This is a genomic window from Streptomyces sp. NPDC048514, assembly GCF_043199955.1.
Lineage (GTDB): Bacteria > Actinomycetota > Actinomycetes > Streptomycetales > Streptomycetaceae > Streptomyces.
The window spans coordinates 53,732-74,897 of the sequence record NZ_JBICWT010000003.1; the positions used below are offsets into that span (position 1 = coordinate 53,732).

Genomic DNA, 21,166 nt, shown 5'->3' on the forward strand with positions numbered 1-21,166 from the left:
CGCATCATCTGTCCGAGGCAGCCGCCGCAGTCACGGCGCCCGTTTCCGCTGCCCAAGTGCTGCTCGCGCTGGTGCTCTTCGCCGCCGGTCTGCAGGTGCCGCTCCACAGCCTGGGAGGCCTCCTGCGGCACCCTCTCGCCCTGCTGACCGGCCTCCTCCTGCATCTGGGAATCCCCGTACTGACGATCCCGACCGTGTCGTTCCTGCTGCGCCAGACCCCCGACACCGACGGCGGCAGCGGTGTGGTCACCGCGATGATCGTGATCGTGGCGATGCCGGTAGCGGCCGGCGCCACCGTCTGGACTGGTGCAGGCCTGGGTGACCAGCCCACCATGGTGGGTCTCGTACTCGGCTCCACCCTCCTCAGCCCCCTCACCATCCCTCTCGTCATCGGCCACCTCACCCCCCTGCTCACCAACGACTACGGGCACGCGCTGATCGGGAACAACTCCGGGCTGGGCGGACCCGCCCTCGCCACGGTGGTCGCGCCCTGCGCGGCCGGCATTCTCAGCCGACTGCTCCTGCCGTCACTGTGGGCATCCAAGCTCGTGACAGTCGTCGCACCCGCCTCCCTGGGCGCCTCAGTCACCTTGACCTACATCAACGCCAGTGGAGCTCTCGGATCCTTCGTCACTCACCCGCGCCCGCTACTGCTGGGCGCCGCGCTGATCGTGGCCGCCCTCGTCTGCGCGCTGTCCTTCGGCATCGGCCGCTCCACCGCCCACCTGCTGCGACTGGACCCCGCATCCACCGCATCACTCACCCTCGCCTGCGGCATGAACAACAGCAGTGCCAGTGCGGTACTGCTCACCGCCGCCCTGCCCAACAGGCCGCATCTGCTCCTGCCCGTCCTCGCCTACGGTCTGCTGCAGAAGACGGCAGCGAGCCGCATCGTCCGAACCCGGCACCCCGCTACCCCCGGCTAAGCGGCCCAGAAGCGTTCCACACCTGTCACGAATCGCATCACGGCCGTGCCGGTGCACCATCACCCGCCGACCACCCGACGACGACAACCGATGCACGACAACCGGCGCGCCTCTCACGCCCCCAGCCTGAACCAGACGGCGACTTGCCGGCCCCGCACCAGTGACCGATCACACCCGCGCACGACGTGGGTCGTGCGCGGGTGCCGACCCGGGCGACCGGGGGCGCGGTGGCTATGCACCAGTGGCTGCGTAGGTGAGATCGGAGAGCACTTGTAGGCGGTTTCGGAGAGAGGTCGGGGTCTCTGACCCTCTGGGATGTTGCTGAGAACTGGCAGCAGGCAGTTGCGTCGGAACCTGGGTGAGGTCAAGCAGATGTTGACCGTAGGCTCTCGGCGAAAGGCAGGTGCAGTGGACATCACGGTGCAATGGATCAAGACGTCCTGGACGAAGCAGTCTCGGGGCGGGGAGGCCGCTGCCCGCAGGAACGCGGCGCCGGTCGGCTTCTCTTTGCCCCAGGTGCCCTCCGGGTCTGCCCACTTCGTCCAGATGTCCGAACGTGACGGCTTCGAGCCACGTTCGAGCCAGAAGGACCGTCGCGAGGTCGGTGTCAGCCTGCGGGACGAAGGTGATCGGCTCCGAGTACTCGCTCGTGTGGAGCCGCTCTTCGGGTTGCCGCCTCGGTCGCGCAGGCCGCCGGCAGTTCGGCTGCGTCCCGGACAGTGGGTCCGCTGGCAGTTGAACTACCGGTTCACCAGCGCCCTGGGAATCCGCGGATGGTCGTACTGGCTCGACACGTTCAACATCGCTTACGGCCCCGTCGACCGGGATGTCTTCCTGTCAGAGCCGACCGTGACCGTCGATGAGTGCGGGCCAGTTCGATAGCCAGTCGGATCGTGCTCAGACGCCTGCTGCACGATCGCGGCGAAGGACCGGTAGTCCGTGACGGTGCCGCACCGGCCGCCAGCGCCCTCAGGGCCCGCGCCGCCCGGTCCAGCCGTCCGCCAGCCACCGGTGGCGCCGGCAGACCTCCAGCCGGTAGTCCACCGGCCGGTCACGCGCCCGGGAGCGGCGTTCGACGACGGTCGACGGTGCGGTGCAGGTGGTGATCTGCCACAGGATCGGCACAGCGGTACCCCCTCCTGGTCGTGGGTGAAGAGCTGATCATGCCCACGGGAGGGGTGCGCCGTCGTCCACGATTGGACGCTAGGGCTGTGACCCGTCTCGCATTCCCGGGGCCGCGGGGCGTGGCGTGGGGCAGCCGGTTCCGTGGCGACGAGCCCACGGGCAGAGATGCTGGGGGGAGGGCTGCCGCACCGCTCAGCCCCCCCGGTCGCTGGGGCCAGGACCGGGCGCGCACCTCGGGATTGTCTGACAAATGATCTCTGCGAAGCTGAGGTATCCGAGGCTTGACGGAGGGGTCATGGGGATCGAGCTTGAGCTTCACTCGGGGCGTCCTGTGCGAAAAGGGTCGTCCCGAGCCACGTTGCTGCGGGGGTCCTACGAACACGGGGAAGCGCTGGCGCGGGCGCTGAGCGGGCTTGACCGCCACGGCTCGGGCAAGCTCGCCTGGGTGGATCCGTACGGCGACACGCTGTTCAACGAGCAAGAGGCTCACGTGGCCGGCGAAGAAGCCGCTGCCCTGGCGAAGAACTGCGGCGACGAGCAGCAGAGGGCAGCTCTTCTCGACCTTGCCGCACTTCTTGAAGCCTGTGCGGCAACGCCAGGAAGCTACCTGTGGTTCGTGGGCGACTAGCCACAAGCGATCATTCGCCTCGCGGCTGGTCGTGGCGAGTTGACGGATGCGGCGTAGGAGCGGATAGCGCCGTTGTTGCCGGTGCTCGATGGTCGGGGGCGACCCTGGCGTGATCACCGGCAGGTCATCGATGGGGTGCTGTGGCGCTTGCGGGCCGGGGCTCCGTGGCGGGATCTGCCGGAGCGCTATGGGCCGTGGCAGACGGTCTACGAGCGGTTTGCGCGGTGGGAAGGCCTCGGCCTGTGGGCCCGGTGTTGGAACACGTGCAGGTCCGTGACGATGCGGTCGGCCGTCTGGAGTGGACGGTCTAGGTGGACTCCACCATCAACCGAGCTCACCACCATGCCACGGGCGTCCGGAAACAGCAGCGGCCATTGCCGCAGCCAAGAACAGCCGCCCATCGGTTGAGCTGATGGATGGGCCGTTGCACGTCAACATGCTGAACTTGACGGAGAATCCGCCGGGTGGGGCACATCCGAGGCGTTCGGAGCCCGGGTCGAGGCCCTGCCGGACGACTACCGGGAGGCGTGGGACCGGATCGTCGCCCACCTCTTCCCCTACGGGGACTTCACCGGCCGCAACCTGACACCGATCCTCGACTCCGCCCTGAGGCTGCTCGAAGTGTCGGCAGCGGACGGGCAGAGCGTCCACGAGGTGCTCGGCGACGACATCCAGGGCTTCTGTACGGCGCTGGCCGGCGGAACAGGGGCCCGTACTCATCGCGACCGGTGGCGCGAGCAGTTGAACAGGAACGTCGCACGGAAACTGAGCCGGCTGGGAGGCTGACGTGAGCATCCAAGACATCATCGAAGGCAAGAAACAGTGGCGGGCGCACGTGGCCCGGGTCAAGGCACTCCCGCCGGACTACCAGATCGTCTACAAGGAGATGCAGAAGTACCTGTTCAAGGTCGGACCGGTCAGCCTGTCCGACGGCTCTCTCCTCCCCGGACTCGTAGACTTCTTCGAGGAGGGCGTCGCCGCGGGCAAGGGAGTCTTGGAACTCATCGGCACCGACGTCGCCGCGTTCTGCGACGACCTGATCAAGGATTCTCCCGCCTACGCGGATGCCTACCAGGAATCCATTGGCGGGGAACCCGGCGCGGCCAGGAAGTGACAGCCGCCGGACCGGTTCGCGACGCTGCCGGGTAACACCACGCGGGATTCATGGTGAGGTCGGCTCCTGCGCGTCGATCCGGTCGTGCTCGTGGTGGTCGGCCAGCGCTCGCAGATGTGCGGCCGCGTCGGGCGGACGCGAGCGGCGAGGGGCGCGTGCCAGTCGTGCACGGCCGACACGGCGACGTCGGGGACGTCGCTGGAGTCACGACTTTGTGTACGCACGGACCTTCAACTCGGGCGAGTTCTCCGCCGTGCACCCGGGCACGCTGTGCGCGACGCAGGGCAGCGAAGCCACGGTGCAGCTCCTCGCCACCACGGGCCGGCCGACGTCCCCGGGGCCACCTTCACAGGAGTCACCTGCGCCGTGTTCACGCAGCGCCCCCGCCGCAACCTCGAACAGGACGCCCTCACCCCGGCAGGTGGACCGTGCTGATGACAACCGCGTCATGGCTCGATGACGTCCCACCGCTGGACACGGACGACCTGGGGCAGGTGCAGCGGTTCAGCCGCGCCGTCCTGGACCACCTCGCAGGCGACCGTGAACTCCTCACCCAGCTCGCCAACGACGTCGTCTATAACCCGGAGCGCCTTGCCGCGAGCCGTGTCACGCTGCTCCTCAACCGGCTGTCTGTACCAGGCCCCGGATCGCGGCTTCGGGATCCGCCTGAACATGAACCCCCGACCGGACAACCAGCGCGTCCCACACGACCACTGCTACGCGTTCGCCACGCGCATCCTCACCGGCGGGTACGTGCACGTCGTACGGCGGCGCACCGACAGCTGGAGCGGCCCGTTCAGGGGCGCGGACCTCGCGCCGGGCATCGTGACCGTGGAGCGGCCCGGCAGCGCGTACGCGATCGGCGACTCGATGGTGCACCAGGCGGTGATGGAGCCGGACACGGTCACCCTGTTCGTGCGCGGCCCGCGCCGTAAGAAGCTCTCCCACGCGGCTGAGGAGCTGATGCCGCCGCCGGAGAACTGGCCTGAGCCTGCCATCCCGGCTGACCCCCGGGAGGAGTCCTGGGCGTGCACGCTCACCGAGTACCAGAGCATGCGCACCTATCTGGCCCGGCACAACCTCATCGGCTGGCCCTTGCCTTTACGGGTCGGGCTTTCCGCGGCCAACACCCACGACAGCCTCGCCCTGAAGCCGATGCTGTCCACTTCCACATGGGACACGAACTGCACGCGAGGGATTCCAGGCCGAAGCGCCTGCATGCGGTCAAGGCCTACGACATCCCTCACCTGCGACGATGACTGAGAGGCAAGCACATCGGCGTGCGCATCGCCCGCAAAGGTATCGAGTCCAGCGAGCGATTGGGCCGCCGGCGCTGGGTGATCGAGCGCACCATCTCCTGGCTGTCCGGCTACCGCCGGCTCAACCCCCGCTACGAACGGGACCCGAGGAACTACCTGGCCTTTCTCGCCCTTGCCGCGGCCGTCTGCTGCTACACACGACTGCTCAGCCTGACCATGTAGGACACGCTCTTAGTTGCCCTTGCGGAGTTCGCGGATGGTGTCGGCGACGCGGGCGGCGATGTCGACGAGACCGTCGCTGGGCCACACTCCGGCCAGGTTGATGTGGTGTGCCTCGGATAGGGTCTCGATGTGTAGAACTCCGCTGTCGGTGACGGCGAGGGTGTAGGCGTGGCTCTCACTGTCGGTCTGGAGGTTGGCCCGCACGCCCCAGCATTCGGACACTGCGGCCCACTCGCTGCCGAGGAGGCCGGCGGCGGCGCGGCCGATGTCGGAGACGGCGAAGGGGAACTCCGCGCCGGACTCGGGGTGGCAGTAGCCCGCTTCGTCGCGTGAGAGGGAGGCGGCGTACGCCTTCTCGTACGCCAGGATGGCGTCCAGCGTGACACGGCTCGCGAGTCGACGGTATTTGCGGCGATGTCCGACCTGGGCGAAGCACACGGCGGCGATGGCCTCGTTGACCTGCTTAGCGGTGTCGGCCCAGACCGCAACATGGCTGCGGGCCGCCGCGTACTCCCGCATCACGGTGAGGTGCATAGTGAGCAGAGGAGCCACGCGCACGGGGAAGGCGGAGTACCCGCAGTGCGCGGCGCGCGCCTCGGGGATGTGCGGGGCGATGGTGTTAAGCATGATTGCTTCCTTTCGAAGCAGACCGGATACTCCCCGGCCGGACGCTGCGGCGAGCGTCTCGGGGGCGACCCCGGCGGAGGCGGCAGCCCCACGTTCCCGTGCCGCCGGCCAGGAGCCCGAGGGTGGAGCGGGGCACCAGCCGTTCGGCGCGCCGTGCGGTGGGCGTACGGCCTTCGGAGGAGCGGCCGGGGGCGTGGAACGCCGGACCGCACAACCTGCGAATGACTCGGCACACCCCTGCGGGCATGCTTGTGTGGGGTCGCAATGCCCTCCGAAGGATGGGGAGAGCCGACCGCTCGCCACTCCAATGGTCCCGCGTACTTTCCCACCCTCCCGGGGGCAGACCGCATGCGTGCCATACGCCTTGTCATGCCGCGGCGCTTCTCGCCGCCGCCAGAAGGAGACGTTCCCGGCCCGTTGCGCCTGGGCGGCGGCGCGCCCCGCGAGTGGGCGATGGCGAGTTCGGCCTGGCACGATCGCAGCGGCCCCCGCCTACCAGTGGACGGCCGTTGGGCGGCCTACGGCGTCAATCCGCCTCGGCGACAGCGCCAGACCCACGGGCCGGGGAAGCACCGAACCGGTACGACGCGGTCGGGCGGCGGCGGACCGGCGGGCCAGGAGCGCACGGGCCGGTGCCGGGGGGCGCGCCCGTCTGACGGTCGCGCCCCTTCTACGCATCAGCCGGTCACCGGGTGGTGAGGGTCACATCGTCGATGACAAAGCTCGTCTGGTTTGCTTCGTCCTCGGTAGCCGAGAACTGGAGCGTGATCGAGCGGCCCGCGAACGAGGACACGTCCAGTACCTTCTCCAGGTACCCGGGTCCCGCGTCGGTGTTGCTGTATGTGGCCAGCGTCGTACCGCCCATCGAGACGGTCATCTGGTCGTACGCGTGGTTCTCCCGTTCTGCGGTGTCGATGCGCAGGTACAGGCTCAGCGTGGCCTTGCAGTTGGCGGGTATGGTGATGGGCTGCGCGATGTATTCGGTGTGCGCGGAGCCGTAGCCTGCCAGCCAGGCGACACGTGTCCCCGTGTGGGCGGGTTTCTCGGGGAACTGGTCGATCGTGTGCAGGTCACCGGTCCATGGGGCACGGCCGGCCTCGAACCCCGGGTTGCCCACCAGCTGCTTCGAGGTGCAGCCCCCGGTCGTGCCGACCGTCCAGGTGAAGGTCGTCGAGCCGGTGTGGTTGCCGGGGTCCTTCGCCGACACGGTGACGGTGGAGCTGCCTGCGGTGGTGGGAGTACCGGTGATCAAGCCGGTGGCCGCGTTGATCGACAGTCCTGCGGGCAGACTGCTCGCCGCGTAGGTCAGCGGGTCGTTCTGCGGGTCGGAAGCCTTGATCTGCAGCGATACCGCGGTGCCGACTGCCGTGTTCTGCGGGCCCGGGTCGGTCACGATGGGGGCGTCACCGGGTGGCGTCACCCCGCCGACGTAGAGCAGACGGTTGGGCGAGCCGGTACCGATGTTGCTCAGGACGTTCTTGGTGGAGTTGGCGACGATGAGGTCTTTGGCCTGTGCCATAGTGAGTGCGGGGTTGCTTTTCAAGGCCAGTGCGACCGTGCCCGTCGCGAGCGGCGCGGCGAAGGACGTGCCGTACCACCCGGTGAGGGTGTGGGTGTCGCTGTCCTTACCCGCGCCGGTCACGTCGGCCCCGGGTGCGAACGCCGTTGTGCACGAGCCGTAGCTGGAGGCATTGGTGCTGGTGTTGCGGGAGTCGGTCCGGGTAGAAGCGCCCATGATGATGGCGCGTGGATCCTTCGGAGAGTTCTGACAGTCGCCCTTGTTGAAGTTGCCGGTGATCAGAACCAGCAGCAGGCCGCTGTCGATCATGCCCTTGGCTGCGTCGTCCATCGCTTGGTCGGCCACGCCTTTGTCGCTCTCAATGCTCATGTTGACCACTGAGGGCTTGGTGGCGTTCTTGGCGGTCCAGTCCATCCCATCGACGATCTGCTCGGTGGTCGCCGAGTTGTTGCAGTTCAGGATGCGGACGGCCTTGATGTTGGCCTTCTTGGCCACGCCGTAGGTCTTGCCCGCGATGTGGCTGGCGACGAACGTGCCGTGGTTGTGGCAGTCATTGGTGCCGTTGCCGTCATTGATCGATGTGTACACGCCCTTGGCGCGTCCCTCGAACTCCGTGTGGGTGGCTCGCACCCCGGAGTCGAGGACGTAGACGTTGACCCCGGAGGCGTCGTTCGGCGGGTCGTAGACGCGGTTCAGTGGCAGGTTGCGCTGATCGATGCGGTCCAGGTGCCACGGGGCGTTGTCCTGCGCGGCACCGGCGGCCTGCGTCGCGCCGCCCGCCTGGTGGTGGACGCGGACGGTCTGCAGGTAGGCCACCCGCGGGTCGTGGCGCAGCGCGTCGACCGCCGCTGCGGGCAGATCGGCGGAGAAGCCGCGCAGCGCGGTGGTGTAGTGGCGCCGCACCTTGCCGCCCCTGTCACGGGCGACGGCCAGCGGCTCCGCAAGCGCGTCGGCAGCCAGGGACGGACCGCCCTGGTCGGGGCGTTTGAGGGCCACGATGTACCTGCCGGGAACCTCATTCGCCTTCGGTGACGAGAACAGGGGCGCGGGTGGGGGGGCGGCGGAGGCGATGGCTGGGCTGATCACGCCCGCCGCCAGAGCGGTGGCCAGCGTGCCGGCCACCCGACGGAAGAAAGAACTGTGCAGGGGCATCTCCAGCTCCGATCGAACGGCATGGGTGAAGGGACCAGAAAGTAGCCGCTGAAATCACCGCTGTGATCGGTCTGCGCCAGCGTGCGCCAAAAGTGTGGCCGAGCCTCAAAACTGTGGCGAGAGCGGTGGCGGGAGCGGTGGCGGGAGAGCGGGGCGTCACACGGTGGCAGCTCAGCGGAGGAGGCGACGCGGGGCCCGGTTCCCGGCACCCTGCGGGACCCGTTCTAAATGGCTGCCAAGTTTGCCGGGACGAACGGTCTCAACTCCATTCCCAGCGCACGCCGATGATTCCTGGCGAGACGTCGGGGGTGTGGACGTGCGTGACCCGGTTGCGATAGCAGGGCAGGGTCTGCTCCTTGGTCGGCTCGTCACCCCACCGGTTCGCGCGGAACGAGCGTAGGCGTACCGGGACGGCGTCGGGGTGGAAGACTACGCGCAGCAGGTAGCTGCGGCATGGTGACCGAAACGCCTTGTAGTAGTGATCACTTGTCTCTGGGCGGACGCGAGCAGCGGTGAAGTGCTGGTCGAACGCGACCAAGTGCACATCGCCGCGGTTGAGCTGGCGGTCGAACAGCAGTTCCGCGACCAGGTAACCGGACTCTCGGTCGACCCGGGTGCGTCCCAACCGGCAACCGTCGACGGGGCGTACGTCGGGGTGGCTGTCGTCGTCGGCGCGGTAGTACACCACGCACCCGTCCACACCATCGGCCAGCGCCGACACCAGGTTGCGCACCTCTATGCGGCGCACCACACCGTCACTGTCGAGCGTCATGCGGTCCTCGACGGTCTGATACGTGCAGCGGTCCGGATGGACGAAATCACCGGTGGTCATGATGCGGGTCAAACGCGCGTGGTCGTCGAAGATCGCATCGTAGGACACGACCCCGTGCGCGTGGTCCAGCCATCGCCCACGCGGTTTGCGCGGACCCAGCAGTTGGATCAGCGCGTCCTGGGGCAGACCGAGGATCTGCTCCATCGCTCGCAGGGCGTGTACGGACTCGGCCCGTTCGGGGCGACTGCGGCCGGTCTGCCAGTTGCTCAGGCTCGACGTGCTGACGTGAATCCCTCTGGTGGCCAGCCGGTGGACGAGGCGTTCCAGACTGAGTCCGCTCGCGCGCACCGCTGCCTTGACTGCTAGGTCGAATGGGCCCGATCGCAGAATGCGGGCCAGCTCGCGGTCAGCCGAGGCCGGATGGTTCGGCTGTGTCACGGTGGAAGCCTCCTCCACTGGCCGCAGCGCGGCCAGCTCGTCTACGGGCTGCCCGGCATGAGGCGCAGACCATTCGACGATCTCAAGCCGACATACCCTTTCTCGATCCCGAGAGCAGTATGGCCGCCGTCCGGCCGGGCGCAGCCTCTTATGTTCGATCGCAGTGCGGGGCCGGCGGGGCCGTCGACGTGACCGCCGACGGCACCTGGCTTCCCCCGTTGTCATCGTGACCAGCATCCCCGCTGACACTCGAGGCCGTGTCCTGCGAAGGTCGTCGTCTTTCCGTGATGCCCCTTACTCCCAGTCCCAGCAGATGCCGAGGAGGCCGGGAGCCGCTTCCTGGTCGAAGAGGTGCACGGTGCCGTGAGCGTTGAGTGTGAGTTCCGCCGTGAACGTGGGCGGCACGGAGACCGAGGTCTGGGTGAAGCTGCGGCACCTCACCGGTAGTGCGGTGTGGTCGAAGGTGATCTGGAGGGCGTACGGACTGCCGGCGAACAGGAAGGCGCGCGAGTACTCCTGGGATCTTTCACCCGTACCGTCCTGGAAGCGGTAGCGCACCATCGTCGTCTCGCCGACCCGCAACCGGGCGTCGAGGAGCAGCTCTGCCGCTACCAGGCCGGCTTCCTGGTTCCGGCGCACCCTGCCCGGACGGCAGTTCACGAGCCCGGTCACCTCCACACGTTCGGCCGCGCAGCCGTGTTCGCCGACGTGGACGGCCAGGTAGCGGTCCACGCCGTCGCGGTGGGCGCGCAGTACCTGCTGCGACTCGCGGGAGGCCAGCCGCCGGTGAGCGTCGATGGTCACCCTCTCGGTCTGCATGACGGTGTGCAGTCCGCCGTCCTGCGGTGCTTCAAGCTCTGCCAGTAGGTCGCCGATGCCCGAGCCGACCAGCGTGCTGTACCGGCGGCCGGCGGGGAGCCCCGTGGTGTCACGCGGCTCCAGCAACTGGGTCAGCGCCTCTCCGGGCAGCTCGAGGAGGTCTTCCAGGGCGGTGATCACGCGCAGTGACTCCCGCCGGCCCGGATGGCGGATGCCGCGCTGCCAGTAACTGAGCGTCGTGACGCCCACGTTGATCCCCCGCTCGGAGAGCCTTTCCCGGACCCGGTGCAGAGCCAGGCCGCGGGCGGACAGCGCGGTGTGGAGAGCGAGCGAGAACGGCCCCGTGCGCAGTGCTTCCTGCAGGTGAGTCTCACCTTCCGTACGGTCGCCTGCGGTCCGACTCTTCGGGAGAACCATCCGCTTCCTCCTGCTTCTGCACCTGGGGCAGGTATGTGGATATTCACTCTCGCCTTCGGGCCGAGCCCGGGGCGGCAGGCCAGGGAGGGTGAGTGTAGGCCATCGTGTTCACAACCAAGGGGGCCGCTGTTCACATCACCTATGTCGCAGCCGAGGCAGGACGTTGACCGTGGCTCGTCATGACGTGATTCTCGTCGGCAAGCGTTCGGACGCTCTCTCCCCACTAGGAAGCGTCCGGACACTTCCCCACTCTCCGTCCCCCCTCAGGGAGAACCGGTTTCATGGCACCTCACTCACAGCGCCCGGGCCTGTCCCGGTGGCGGCGCGGACTGACCGCATCGTCGCTCCTGCTGGCCGCAGTCCTCTCGTCGACCGCCGTATCCGCCATCGACGCATCCGCCGCCGGCACCAAGAAAGTCCTCGACTTCACCGAGCAGGTGCAGAGCAAGGACAACTGGTGCTGGGCCGCCACCGGCGCCTCCATCGCCGCGTACAAGGGACACTCCGTGTCGCAGAACAGCTTCTGCAACGCCGCCTTCGGCAGAACCCAGGGCACCACCTGTCCCAACAACCAGGCCACCCTCGCCAACGACCAGGCCGCGTACCGGTGGCTGGGCATAGCCCCGGGCACATACATCAGCAGCCCTGTCAGCTACTCCAGGCTCCAGAGCGAGATCAACTACGACCGCCCCGTGCAGACCCGCATCGAGTGGTCCTCCGGCGGCGGCCACATGGAGGTGCTCTACGGCTACGACACCTCCACCAACTACGTCTACTGGGGCGACCCGTGGCCCGACGACAACCGCTACAACTGGGCGTCCTACAGCTACTACCAGGACAACAACGAATTCACCTGGACCCACACGCTCTACGGAATCGGAGCGTGACCCGATGACCACCCAGACCCCCAGGACCGCCGTGACGCGCAACTCCTCCCCGATACGCGCCCTCAGCGCCGGAGCGCTGGCCGTCGCCGCACTCGGCCTCGCCACCACGACCGCCTCCGCCGCCCCCCACGCACGCGCTCCGCAGACCTACACGGCCGCGCAACTCTCCGCGGCCCGGGCGGCCGCCACCGCCGACAGCACCATCACCGTTCTCGGCAAGTACTTCGCCCACGCTCCCGTACGCGGCACCGCACACGCCGCCCAGAAGGGGCAGACCACCCCTCGCGTCGTCGGCCGTAGTGTCACCGTCAGCTCGCTGAACCCCGCCTTCGTGGCCGGAGAGGCCGGCGCACCGGTCGCCAAGCCGTCCTTCGTCGCCACAGACGTGGTCTCCCCGACCGGCCAGACGGCCACCGTGCAGACGGCCCCGACAGCCAAGGGCTGGCAGGTCGTCAACATTGCCAGCGGCACCAACGAGACCGACTACACCGCCAAGGCCCACGGCAAGGGCACGGTCTTCCGCGAGCCGCAGATCAACGCCTGGTACACCGTGCGCGGCGACGAGATCCTCCCGCTCAACACCGAGGCGCGTGCCGTGGTCGGCGCCTCCGGAACATCGCTGGCCGCCTACTACCGGCATGTCCACAGCGCCTACGGCCACAAGATGCCCGGCTCGTCCTACGACAAGAAGGGCATGGCCGGCGGATTCGGCAACGCGGCTTCCGACGCCGTCGCAGCGCGGAACAAGTCGGCCGAGATCGAGACACCCGGCAAGTCCGCCGAAACCACGGCAACCGGCGACAGCGTTCCCATGTTCGACAGCACCGGGACGACGCTCCTTGCCATCGCGGTAGCCGCTCTGGGAGGCGGCGCCTTCGCCGCCCGACGCCTGTTGCAGGCCCGCTGACCAGACTCCTGGCGCTACTGGTGCAGTGACCGTTTAGCTTCACCAGCTTGCTCCCTGCGCTGGTTGGAGCCCTGACGCTCAGGCCGACTCGCAGCAACCCCAGGGCTCTTGAACCCCGGCGTGAGTCGATTTTCGGCCAACATCACTTCAGGGTCCTGACATGTACGCGCCATTGACGTCACTCTCTCTCCACCGCCGCAGCACAGCAACTTCTCAACGCCACACTCTCCGGCCAGTACCCCACGCTGACCGGACTCCCCCACGAAGGAGCTTCTGTGAGCCCCCTCTACACGCGCCACAAGCGCACCACTCTGGCCATCGCCACCGCCGTCGCCGCCGGAGCCCTCCTCACCACCGGTCTGACCACCGGTGCCAGCGCCTCCCCGGCCGGACCCGCCGCCACGCCCCTGGCCGCCGCCCCGACCGCGCTATCCACCGCGGCCCGCACCTCCCTGCTCCAGAAGGCTCAGGCCGGCGCCGCCGAGACCGCGCAGCACATAGGTCTCGGCGCCAAGGAGAAGCTGGTCGCCAAGGACGTCGTCAAGGACGTCGACGGCACCCTCCACACCCGCTACGAGCGCACCTACGCGGGCCTCCCGGTGCTCGGCGGCGACCTGATCGTCCACACCGCCAAGTCGGGCAGGACCGAGGGCGTCACCAAGGCGAACAAGGCGGTCCTCAAGGCATCCCTCAAGCCGCAGGTCTCCGCCGCCAAGGCCGAGAAGCAGGCGGTGTCCGCCGCCAGAACCCTCGGCTCCGCCAAGACCACCGCGGACGGCGCCCGCAAGGTGATCTGGGCCGGCTCCGGCAAGCCCGTCCTCGCCTACGAGACGGTCGTCGGCGGCCTGCAGGACGACGGCACCCCCAACCAGCTGCACGTCGTCACCGATGCCGCCACCGGCAAGAAGCTCTTCGAGTACCAGGGCATCGAGAACGCGACCGGCACCGGCAAGAGCCTGTACTCCGGCACCGTCGGCCTCAACACCAACCTGTCGGGCTCGACGTTCCAGCTCTATGACACCTCGCGCGGCGGCCACAAGACCTACAACCTGGCGCGCGGGACCTCCGGCACCGGCACCCTGTTCACCGACGCCGACAACGTCTGGGGCACGGGCGCGGCCTCCAGCTCCCCCACGGACCAGACGGCCGCCGCGGACGCCACCTACGGCGCGCAGGAGACCTGGGACTTCTACAAGAGCACCTTCAGTCGCAATGGCATCAAGAACAACGGCGTCGGCGCCTACTCCCGCGTCCACTACGGCAACGCCTACAAGAACGCGTTCTGGAACGACAGCTGCTTCTGCATGACCTACGGCGACGGCAGCGGCAACACCCACCCTCTGACCTCGCTGGACGTGGCCGGCCACGAGATGAGCCACGGCGTCACCGCCAACACCGCGGGCCTCAACTACAGCGGCGAGTCCGGCGGCCTGAACGAAGCCACCTCGGACATCTTCGGCACGGGCGTGGAGTTCTTCGCCGGCAACGCCTCCGACACCGGTGACTACCTCATCGGCGAGGAGATCGACTACAACGGCAACGGCACCCCGCTGCGCTACCTGGACAAGCCCAGCAAGGACGGCAACTCGGCGGACTACTGGTCCTCCGGCGTCGGCAACCTGAACGTGCACCACTCGTCCGGCGTCGGGAACCACTTCTTCTACCTCCTCGCCGAGGGCAGCGGTTCGAAGACGATCAACGGCGTGACCTACAACTCGCCGACCTACAACGGCTCCACCGTCACCGGCATCGGCCGCGCCAAGGCGCTGCAGATCTGGTACAAGGCGCTCACGACGTACATGACGTCGACGACCAACTACAAGGCCGCCCGCACGGCGACCCTGAACGCGGCGTCCGCGCTGTACGGCTCCACCAGCACCGAGTACAAGGCCGTCGCCGCGGCCTGGTCCGCGGTCAACGTCGCCTAGCGGCACCCGCCCCGGCAACGGGCGGCACCCGGGGGGGGCTCCTCCCGGGTGCCGCCCTACCCCTGTGACCCATGTCCTCAGCGTCCTTCACCTACGAGCAGGTCGGCGCGACCCGCGACGACCTGGCCGTCTGCCCGCCCGGCTGCCACCGCCTCTTCGTCCGCACCCGGCTCGGCGAGGGCCAGGAGGTGTCCGACGGGCCGCCGAGGCGGTCCTGATGGGTTCGACGGGCGGAGCGCCCTTCCGGCCGTGGACCTTCTTCTCACCTCGCCGACCCGCAGCCGCTTCTCTTCGTCGTCCAAGGGCACGGCGGGCACGCTCACGAGCCTCGGCGGGGTCGTCGTCCAGCTCCTCGTCGTCGGCCTCGCGGTGGCGTCGGGCGAGTGCCTCTTCCCGGTGGAGGGCAAGTGCTTCGAGCATGCCGGACCGCGGCCCAGGGCAGCAGGTCATGGAGCCGGCCGACGGCCTGGCCGAGTTGTTGCTGAGCATTTGATCCCTTGCGGCCAACCCGTGGACGAAGCATGGGGCCCTTCAGTGCTGCCGCGCGGCAGACACGGAGGGGTGGTGGCCCGGTTCGGGCCGAGGTCTGCCCTTGGGGGACGGGGCGCGCGGGGAGGCAGTCGGCTGGACTCGGTCGACCGGCTGGAGGTCGTCACACCACAGCATCTCGCCGCAGCGGTCCGGCTGAATGTCACCCACGGCGCGCACCGGGGCCGGATCGTGCAGGCGGTCGTGTCCTCGCGCGCATTTGCTCCGGGTGGGAGCGCTTTTTCCGTTCTGGGGTGGTCTCGGAGTGGTGGATTCGAGTAGCGGTTACTCGGGACGCCGGATGGTAGTTCGATGTTCAATCGGCGTGCGCCGGGGCCTCTAACGCCGTGATGTACGTGTGAGGCGTTTGCGGGTTTTGTCGGCGCTTTTCCTTTCCTTCTGTGCTGATTTTTGGGTAGGGAGTGCTGTGAGAAGACGTGTGTCGTTGGTTGCCGCTGCAGTTTCGTTGCTGGCTGTGCCGTTGATCGCCGGCCTCGCGGACACCGCTCAGGCGTCGCCGGGGTCGTCGACCACGGCGATCGTTTCGATGGGTGACAGTTTCATCTCCGGTGAGGCCGGGCGGTGGGCGGGGAACAGTCTGAACAATGACGGTGACCGGACGCTGACCGACCGGGCGTACCGCAATGGTGGTTACGATCCGTCGATTGTGTACGGGTGGACGGCGACGAACGGCTGCCACCGTTCGGACGTGGCGGAGATCCAGGCCGCGATCTCGGTGACGGTGCACGAGAACATGGCGTGTTCGGGTGCGAAGGCGGTGAACACCTGGCGGGCGTCGTCGGGTGGTCAGTCGTTCAAGGGTGAGGTGCCGCAGGCCGACCGGCTGGCCGCGCTGGCCTCGAGCCGGAACGTGAAGCTGATCGCGCTGTCGATCGGCGGGAACGATCTGGGTTTCTCCGACATCATCTCCTCCTGCGTTACCGGCTTTATCGCCAACGGCAGCCCGTGCAGGGCTGCTCAGCAGTCGGTGGTGGACGCCCGTATGCCTGCCGCGATGGCGAACGTGTCGAAGACGGTTGATGAGATCCGTTCGGTGATGGCCGGTGCCGGCTACTCCACCAGCGACTACCGCCTGGTCCTGCAGTCCTACCCATCGCCCGTACCGCGGGCGTCGGAGAACCGGTACACCGAGAGCGGCCAGACTCGTACGGTCATGGGCTGCCCTATGTGGGACACCGACCTGAACTGGGCCCGAGACAGCCTCGTCCCGCGGATCTCGGCCGAGCTGAAGAAGGTCGCCGTCAACAAGAACATCGACTTCCTCGACCTGAAGGACGCCTTCCAAGGCAAGGAAGTCTGCTCGAAGTTCTCCTCGCTGGTCGACGCCACCCACCTGCCTTCCTCCAAGACCAGTGAATGGGTCCGTTTCGTCAACTCCGGCGCCTTCCAGGGCGACCAGGCCGAGTCTCTACACCCCAACGCATACGGGCAGAAGGCCCTCGGCGCCTGCCTGAGCGCGTTCAACCTCATGCCCCGCGGCCGCTACGCCTGCACCAACAACGCCAACGGCAGCATGCTCGTCAACCCCGCCCCCTAACCCCCCTCCCCTGACCAACCGCGGGCCCGGGCCCCCTCGATGGCGGACCGGGCCGGCCGTCCGCGCTTACAGCGGCGACGTGCGGCCGGGTCGGGGGGGCCTAGCCGTATACGACGTGTACCGGCCGTCCCAACACCCCGCAGTCCCTGACTCCAGGTGACGCTTGCCGCGCTGTCGCTGATGAGCACCGACGCCTGCCACCACTACGCCCACGGCACATCCGGCGCCCGCATCCTCGCCGGCGTCGACCCGCTCGACGGCACCGACGTCGCGCACCTGGCCGCGGCGACCGGCCTACAACGCACCACGGTGCGCCGCCGCGTGGACAAGCTCGTCGAGGACGGTCTGGCAGAGGAAGCCGACGGCCTGGTCTCCCTGCCCCGCCACCTGGCGGCCGGCGAAGGCCTTCGCCCTGACCCCGACCAGCCAGGTCCAGGAGGCGCAGGCCGGTCAGGTCGCCGAGGACTTCGGCGCCGGGTCCGGTCGGCCGGAATCCCCAGGAGATGCGGTCGACTTCCGGGATGTCGGTGCCTCGTTGCAGATGTGGGCGCCGTACATGGTCCAGGCGCGGTCGTTTACGGCTTCGGGCTCGGTGCTGTGCATGGCGCTCCTTGGCGTCGAGGGAGTGGCGGGGCCGCGCCGGCTGCACGGCCCCGCATGGACCTCTGCTGGGGGCCGCGGCTCAGCGGTCCTGGGCGAGGGCGTACAGCTCGCCGAGCAAACTCCCCTCGGTCGCGACGAGTTCGTCGAATGAGCCCTGCTCCCGGACGGCTCCCTTGTCGATGACGATCACTCGGTCGGCCATCCTCACGTTGTCGAGGCGGTGGGTGACCACCACGGTGATCCGGTCCGAGGCCATGGCCCGCAACTCCCTGAAAATCTGGTGCTCTCCTCGGGCGTCCATCTCACTGGTCGGCTCGTCCAGGACGAGCACGGCCGGCTCCCTGTACATCGCTCGCGCGCAGGCCAGCCTCTGCCACTGCCCTCCGGACAGCTCGTGGCCGCCCCACACCGACCGGGCGAGCAGCGTCTCCAGTTCCTTGGGGAGTTCACGCAGGGCCTTGGTCATGCCGACCCGTTCGGCCGCGTCCCAAATTCGGTCGTCGCCGTGCTCGCGGGGCTGGCCCAGGGTGATGTTCTCCCGGGCGGCGAGCGGCCAGTGCCCGTTCTTCTGCGGCACCAGGCCCACATGCCGCCACACCGATTCCGCTTCGGCGCCGGCCAGGTCGGTGCTGTCCCACAGGACCTTGCCCTCGGTCGGGACGGTCAGTCCGGTGATCATGCGGATCAGCGTGGACTTGCCAGCGCCGTTCTCCCCGACGAGGGCGACGACTTCCCCGCGGTTCAGGGTGAGGGTGATCGGCTTGACGGCCGGGGCCTCCTTGCTCGGGTAGGTGTAGGAGGCGTCTTCCAGGCGGATCTGCTGCGGGGACTTGGCCCGCGCGGTGCCGCGGGCCGTGGTCATGGCGCGGATCTCGTCGATGAAGTCGTAGTAGTCGGAGAGGTAGAGGCCGTGGTGGAACATGACCGTCGAGTAGCGGATGATCGAGTTCAGGGCGCGGCCGGCCGTCTGGGAGGCGACAACCGCGGTGCCCGCGATCGAGGTCGTCATGGCACCGGCGAGCACCAGGCCGGCGAGCGAGGCCCACATGCCGAGGGTGAACAGGCCGCCGAGCGAGGCGGCCAGCAGGGTGATCCGCAGATAGGGGCGTGCCCCGGCGACCTCCCGCATCTCGACCCGGTCGCACATGGACCGGTACCAAAAGTGCAGGTAGCCGCGCATGGTGTTGGCTCGTAGCTCGTCGGCGAGCTCGGCCGTCGTCAGCCACCAGCGCATCATGCCGCGGACATTGCGGGCGGAGATGGTCTGGTCGTGGACGCGGTAGTCGACCCGGGCGGCGATCACGCCACCGAGGCCGCGGGGGACGACGGACAGCAGCAGCACACCGAGCAGCAGCGGGTGCAAGGTGGTGAGCACCACGGCCGCGGAGGCGAGCTGGACGAGCCCGTTGGTGAGGGTCTTGGCGTCGTCGGCGAGATCGACGGCGCGCAGCGCGCCGATCTCCGCCGCCTGGCTCCGGTCGCCGAACCCTTCCGCGTCGTAGGCGGCGAGTTCGGCCCGCATGTGGAGATCCACGAGCTGCAGGTCTGCGGCCGAGGCGATCTGCGGATTCAGGCGCCGGGTCGCCCAGTCCGCGAGGATCCACATGGACGCTCCGGTGGCCATCGCGACGACGGCGACGGTCAGCGCCGGCCACGCATGGGCCAGGCCCTCGCGGGGGTCGTCGACCATCAGCTGCGGCAGGGCCTTCGCGACGGCGGTGAGCATCACGGCCGTGCCGATTCCGGACAGCAGTTGGCACACGACGATCGTCAGGGCCATGCGCCGGTCGACGCTCCAGGCCAGGCGGGCCGTCTGGATCAGGGCCGCGGGGATCCGGCGGGCCATGTCCCACAAGGTGGCGTCGTCCATGGCCCGCCGGTGTTTGCGCCCGTTGTAGTCGAGCTCGGGCGGCGCGGAGGGCTGCGGAGCGCCCGTCCGCGCGGCCGGGAGCGACGCCGCCCCACCGCGTGCTGCGTCGACGGCCGGAGAGTCGGCCCGGTGGTGCGGCGCGGTCATGCGAACACCCCCGCCATCAGCCGGTCCAGGGTGCGCCGTCCGCGTGCGGCGACGTGGGGGTCGTCGAGCTTCGGCCCCCAGACCAGGCAGCTCACCGCGTCGATCGCCGCCAGGCACGTCAAGGCGCGCTGCTCCTCGCGCGTGAGGTTGCGGCCGTAGCCCTGGAGGCATGCGGCGCGCAGGTCGGGCCGATCGGTCCAGGTGGAGCAGGCCATCAGCACGAAGTCCTGCACGGCGGTCGCGGCCCGGGCGCGCTCGAAGTCGATCCATCCGGCCTGCTGCCGGGCGGTCGACCACACGAGGTTGCGATCCCACGCGTCGCCGTGGATATAGGCGAGCGGCAGCGGCGGCAGGGCCCGCAGCTCCTCGGCCAGCTGGCGCACGAGCTGCTGCTCCGGCGCGGTCAGCCGGTCCCCGGCCGCCGCCAGGTGCCCCTCGGCGCCGTCGGCCGCAGCCTGCAGCGCCTGCTCCGCCTCGGCCCGTCGACGGCCGGAGAGGTCACCGGCCGCGTGGAGGCGGGCCAGCAGGGCGCCACCGTGCCGGTACGCGCGGGCTTCCTCCACGGGCGAGAGCTCCAGCTGCTTGAGCGGCCGTCCTGGGACGGCGGTCAGCAGCAGTGCCAGATCCTCCGCGCTCGAGGCGCGCAGATGCGGCGCCCCACCGGCGCCGAGGGCCGGTGCGGCACTTCGCAGCGCGAGCGTCTCGCGCTCGTACATCACGGCCTTGGGGGAGATCTTCAGGTAGAAGCGGGCCGCCCCGGTCAGGTCGAGCCGCCAGACGCGGGAGTTCTCGCGCGGAGGGCTGACGTCCCTGACGGCGGGACGGGCGCCGAGTGCCCGGCTGGCCCACGCGAGCAGGGCAGGGGGCGCCGTGGTCAGGTTGGTCATGCCCCCCACCCCGATGACGGTCGTGATGCTGCAGCGAACAGGACGCGACGGACGTCGACGGGCCGCCGGTGCGCGAGAGCCTCGGCGGCCGCAGCAGGAGGGTTCTCGACGACAGGGTGAAGGGTGACCAAGCGGACGGGATTCACGGTTTCTCCTCGGTTCGGAAAACGGGGCAGAGCACCCGGACAACGCACCTGATCACAGGGCGGCTACGGGCAGCCGCGGGCGACGAGTCGAGTGAAGGTTCGACGCCGGGACGCGGACGGCAAGCGCCGTCTGCGTGGGCGGCTCCTCTCGCTTCGTTCGATTCACACGTACGGGGAAGGCGGCGGGACGATCGCCCGAGGGGCGGATTGCATGACGCGTGGACAGCACCTATCTCCTTCGGCGAGGTGCGGCTGTGCTCTGCTGACGGACCCTCGCCCACGCCACTGACACTCCTCGGCCACCAGCACCGTGATCCGGTCATCCCCAGCCTCCCCTGCCGCCAGCCGCCACCCGTGAAGGGGTGGGCTCTGAACTGGGGTGATGCTGGGAGAAAGGATTCTTGAACTTCCCCGGCCGGCCCGGAATCCGGCGCCCGCGAGAGTGGCTCGATCTGGTCCGCGGCCGGGTGAGCACCCGGAGCGTCATGCCCCTGGGCGGTCGCGACGGCGGCTAACATCGGCACCTTCGACGCGGCCGGCACCCGCCCGGGTGGTCTTCTCGCGTTCCGTGCCCGCGCCCGCAGAAGGGGCGCTACGTTCGAACGCGCCGCCTCCGGCTGCCCCCTGTGGAGCCGCGCCGCGCACAAGGTCACCAGGAGAGCCACGCCCATCCCCGCCCAGCACCCG

General features: G+C 68.9%; 16 protein-coding genes and 4 pseudogenes. 12 read left to right on the forward strand and 8 right to left on the reverse strand.

All coding sequences use genetic code 11. The features are described from left to right. The first annotated feature begins 56 nt into the window (after nt 1–56). Complete coding sequence (locus tag ACGFT2_RS06195; RefSeq protein WP_393274007.1) at nt 57–926, forward strand: sodium-dependent transporter; 870 nt, start codon at nt 57–59, stop codon at nt 924–926. Between the two features lie 408 nt (nt 927–1,334). Then, nucleotides 1,335–1,808 (forward strand): hypothetical protein, encoded by a 474-nt coding sequence (locus tag ACGFT2_RS06200; RefSeq protein WP_393274009.1) that lies wholly within the window; start codon nt 1,335–1,337, stop codon nt 1,806–1,808. Between the two features lie 87 nt (nt 1,809–1,895). Here ACGFT2_RS06200 and ACGFT2_RS06205 read toward each other — a convergent pair whose 3' ends face one another. After that, the gene (locus tag ACGFT2_RS06205; RefSeq protein WP_393274011.1) at nt 1,896–2,051 is read right to left on the reverse strand and encodes a hypothetical protein; all 156 of its coding nucleotides are present in this window, start codon (nt 2,049–2,051) and stop codon (nt 1,896–1,898) included. Nucleotides 2,052–2,301: 250 nt separating this feature from the next. Between ACGFT2_RS06205 and ACGFT2_RS06210 the strand changes: the two genes are divergently transcribed. The 5 genes and pseudogenes from ACGFT2_RS06210 to ACGFT2_RS06230 all read left to right on the forward strand — a co-directional run. Continuing rightward, nucleotides 2,302–2,679 (forward strand): hypothetical protein, encoded by a 378-nt coding sequence (locus ACGFT2_RS06210; protein ID WP_393274014.1) that lies wholly within the window; start codon nt 2,302–2,304, stop codon nt 2,677–2,679. Nucleotides 2,680–2,742: 63 nt separating this feature from the next. Further along, nucleotides 2,743–2,987 (forward strand): annotated as a pseudogene (locus tag ACGFT2_RS06215) (transposase); the annotation flags it as partial. 169 nt (nt 2,988–3,156) lie between these two features. Further along, nucleotides 3,157–3,465, forward strand: a pseudogene (locus ACGFT2_RS06220) (DUF1048 domain-containing protein); the annotation flags it as partial. Between the two features lies 1 nt (nt 3,466). Next, the gene (locus tag ACGFT2_RS06225; RefSeq protein ID WP_393274017.1) at nt 3,467–3,793 is read left to right on the forward strand and encodes a DUF1048 domain-containing protein; all 327 of its coding nucleotides are present in this window, start codon (nt 3,467–3,469) and stop codon (nt 3,791–3,793) included. A 1,095-nt stretch (nt 3,794–4,888) separates the two neighbouring features. Then, nucleotides 4,889–5,274: pseudogene (locus ACGFT2_RS06230) on the forward strand (transposase); the annotation flags it as partial. Between the two features lie 9 nt (nt 5,275–5,283). Here ACGFT2_RS06230 and ACGFT2_RS06235 read toward each other — a convergent pair. The 4 genes from ACGFT2_RS06235 to ACGFT2_RS06250 all read right to left on the reverse strand — a co-directional run bounded on the left by ACGFT2_RS06235 (nt 5,284) and on the right by ACGFT2_RS06250 (nt 11,018). Continuing rightward, on the reverse strand, nt 5,284–5,901 hold the full coding sequence (locus tag ACGFT2_RS06235) for a hypothetical protein (protein ID WP_393274018.1): 618 nt from the start codon (nt 5,899–5,901) through the stop codon (nt 5,284–5,286). Between the two features lie 685 nt (nt 5,902–6,586). Then, complete coding sequence (locus ACGFT2_RS06240; protein WP_393274021.1) at nt 6,587–8,572, reverse strand: S8 family serine peptidase; 1,986 nt, start codon at nt 8,570–8,572, stop codon at nt 6,587–6,589. Nucleotides 8,573–8,831: 259 nt separating this feature from the next. Next, on the reverse strand, nt 8,832–9,782 hold the full coding sequence (locus ACGFT2_RS06245) for a hypothetical protein (protein WP_393274022.1): 951 nt from the start codon (nt 9,780–9,782) through the stop codon (nt 8,832–8,834). 294 nt (nt 9,783–10,076) lie between these two features. Then, nucleotides 10,077–11,018 carry a hypothetical protein gene (locus ACGFT2_RS06250; RefSeq protein ID WP_393274025.1) on the reverse strand — a complete coding sequence of 314 codons (942 nt, stop codon included), beginning with the start codon at nt 11,016–11,018 and terminating at the stop codon, nt 10,077–10,079. A 281-nt stretch (nt 11,019–11,299) separates the two neighbouring features. Here ACGFT2_RS06250 and ACGFT2_RS06255 point away from each other — a divergent pair, with 281 nt between their 5' ends. The 5 genes and pseudogenes from ACGFT2_RS06255 to ACGFT2_RS06275 all read left to right on the forward strand — a co-directional run bounded on the left by ACGFT2_RS06255 (nt 11,300) and on the right by ACGFT2_RS06275 (nt 16,826). Then, nucleotides 11,300–11,905: a papain-like cysteine protease family protein gene (locus ACGFT2_RS06255; RefSeq protein ID WP_393274028.1), complete on the forward strand. Its 606-nt coding sequence runs from the start codon at nt 11,300–11,302 to the stop codon at nt 11,903–11,905. Nucleotides 11,906–11,909: 4 nt separating this feature from the next. Beyond that, nucleotides 11,910–12,812, forward strand: coding sequence for a hypothetical protein (locus ACGFT2_RS06260; RefSeq protein ID WP_393274030.1), 903 nt, complete (start codon nt 11,910–11,912; stop codon nt 12,810–12,812). A 275-nt stretch (nt 12,813–13,087) separates the two neighbouring features. After that, complete coding sequence (locus ACGFT2_RS06265; protein ID WP_393274032.1) at nt 13,088–14,740, forward strand: M4 family metallopeptidase; 1,653 nt, start codon at nt 13,088–13,090, stop codon at nt 14,738–14,740. Between the two features lie 71 nt (nt 14,741–14,811). Continuing rightward, nucleotides 14,812–14,957 (forward strand): annotated as a pseudogene (locus ACGFT2_RS06270) (DUF1990 family protein); the annotation flags it as partial. Nucleotides 14,958–15,707: 750 nt separating this feature from the next. Beyond that, nucleotides 15,708–16,826, forward strand: a complete 1,119-nt coding sequence (locus tag ACGFT2_RS06275) for a GDSL-type esterase/lipase family protein (protein WP_393274034.1) — start codon at nt 15,708–15,710, stop codon at nt 16,824–16,826. Nucleotides 16,827–17,276: 450 nt separating this feature from the next. Here the strand turns inward: ACGFT2_RS06275 and ACGFT2_RS06280 are convergent, their stop codons facing one another. The 3 genes from ACGFT2_RS06280 to ACGFT2_RS06290 all read right to left on the reverse strand — a co-directional run bounded on the left by ACGFT2_RS06280 (nt 17,277) and on the right by ACGFT2_RS06290 (nt 20,333). After that, a complete protein-coding gene (locus tag ACGFT2_RS06280; protein WP_393274037.1) occupies nt 17,277–17,429 on the reverse strand; it encodes a hypothetical protein in 153 nt (50 codons plus the stop codon). Nucleotides 17,430–17,508: 79 nt separating this feature from the next. Beyond that, entirely contained in the window at nt 17,509–19,446 is a 1,938-nt protein-coding gene (locus ACGFT2_RS06285) for an ATP-binding cassette domain-containing protein (protein ID WP_393274040.1), read from the reverse strand. Beyond that, nucleotides 19,443–20,333: a phosphotransferase gene (locus ACGFT2_RS06290; protein WP_393274043.1), complete on the reverse strand. Its 891-nt coding sequence runs from the start codon at nt 20,331–20,333 to the stop codon at nt 19,443–19,445. Before ACGFT2_RS06290 ends, ACGFT2_RS06285 begins: the two co-directional genes overlap by 4 nt. Nucleotides 20,334–21,166: the final 833 nt, after the last annotated feature.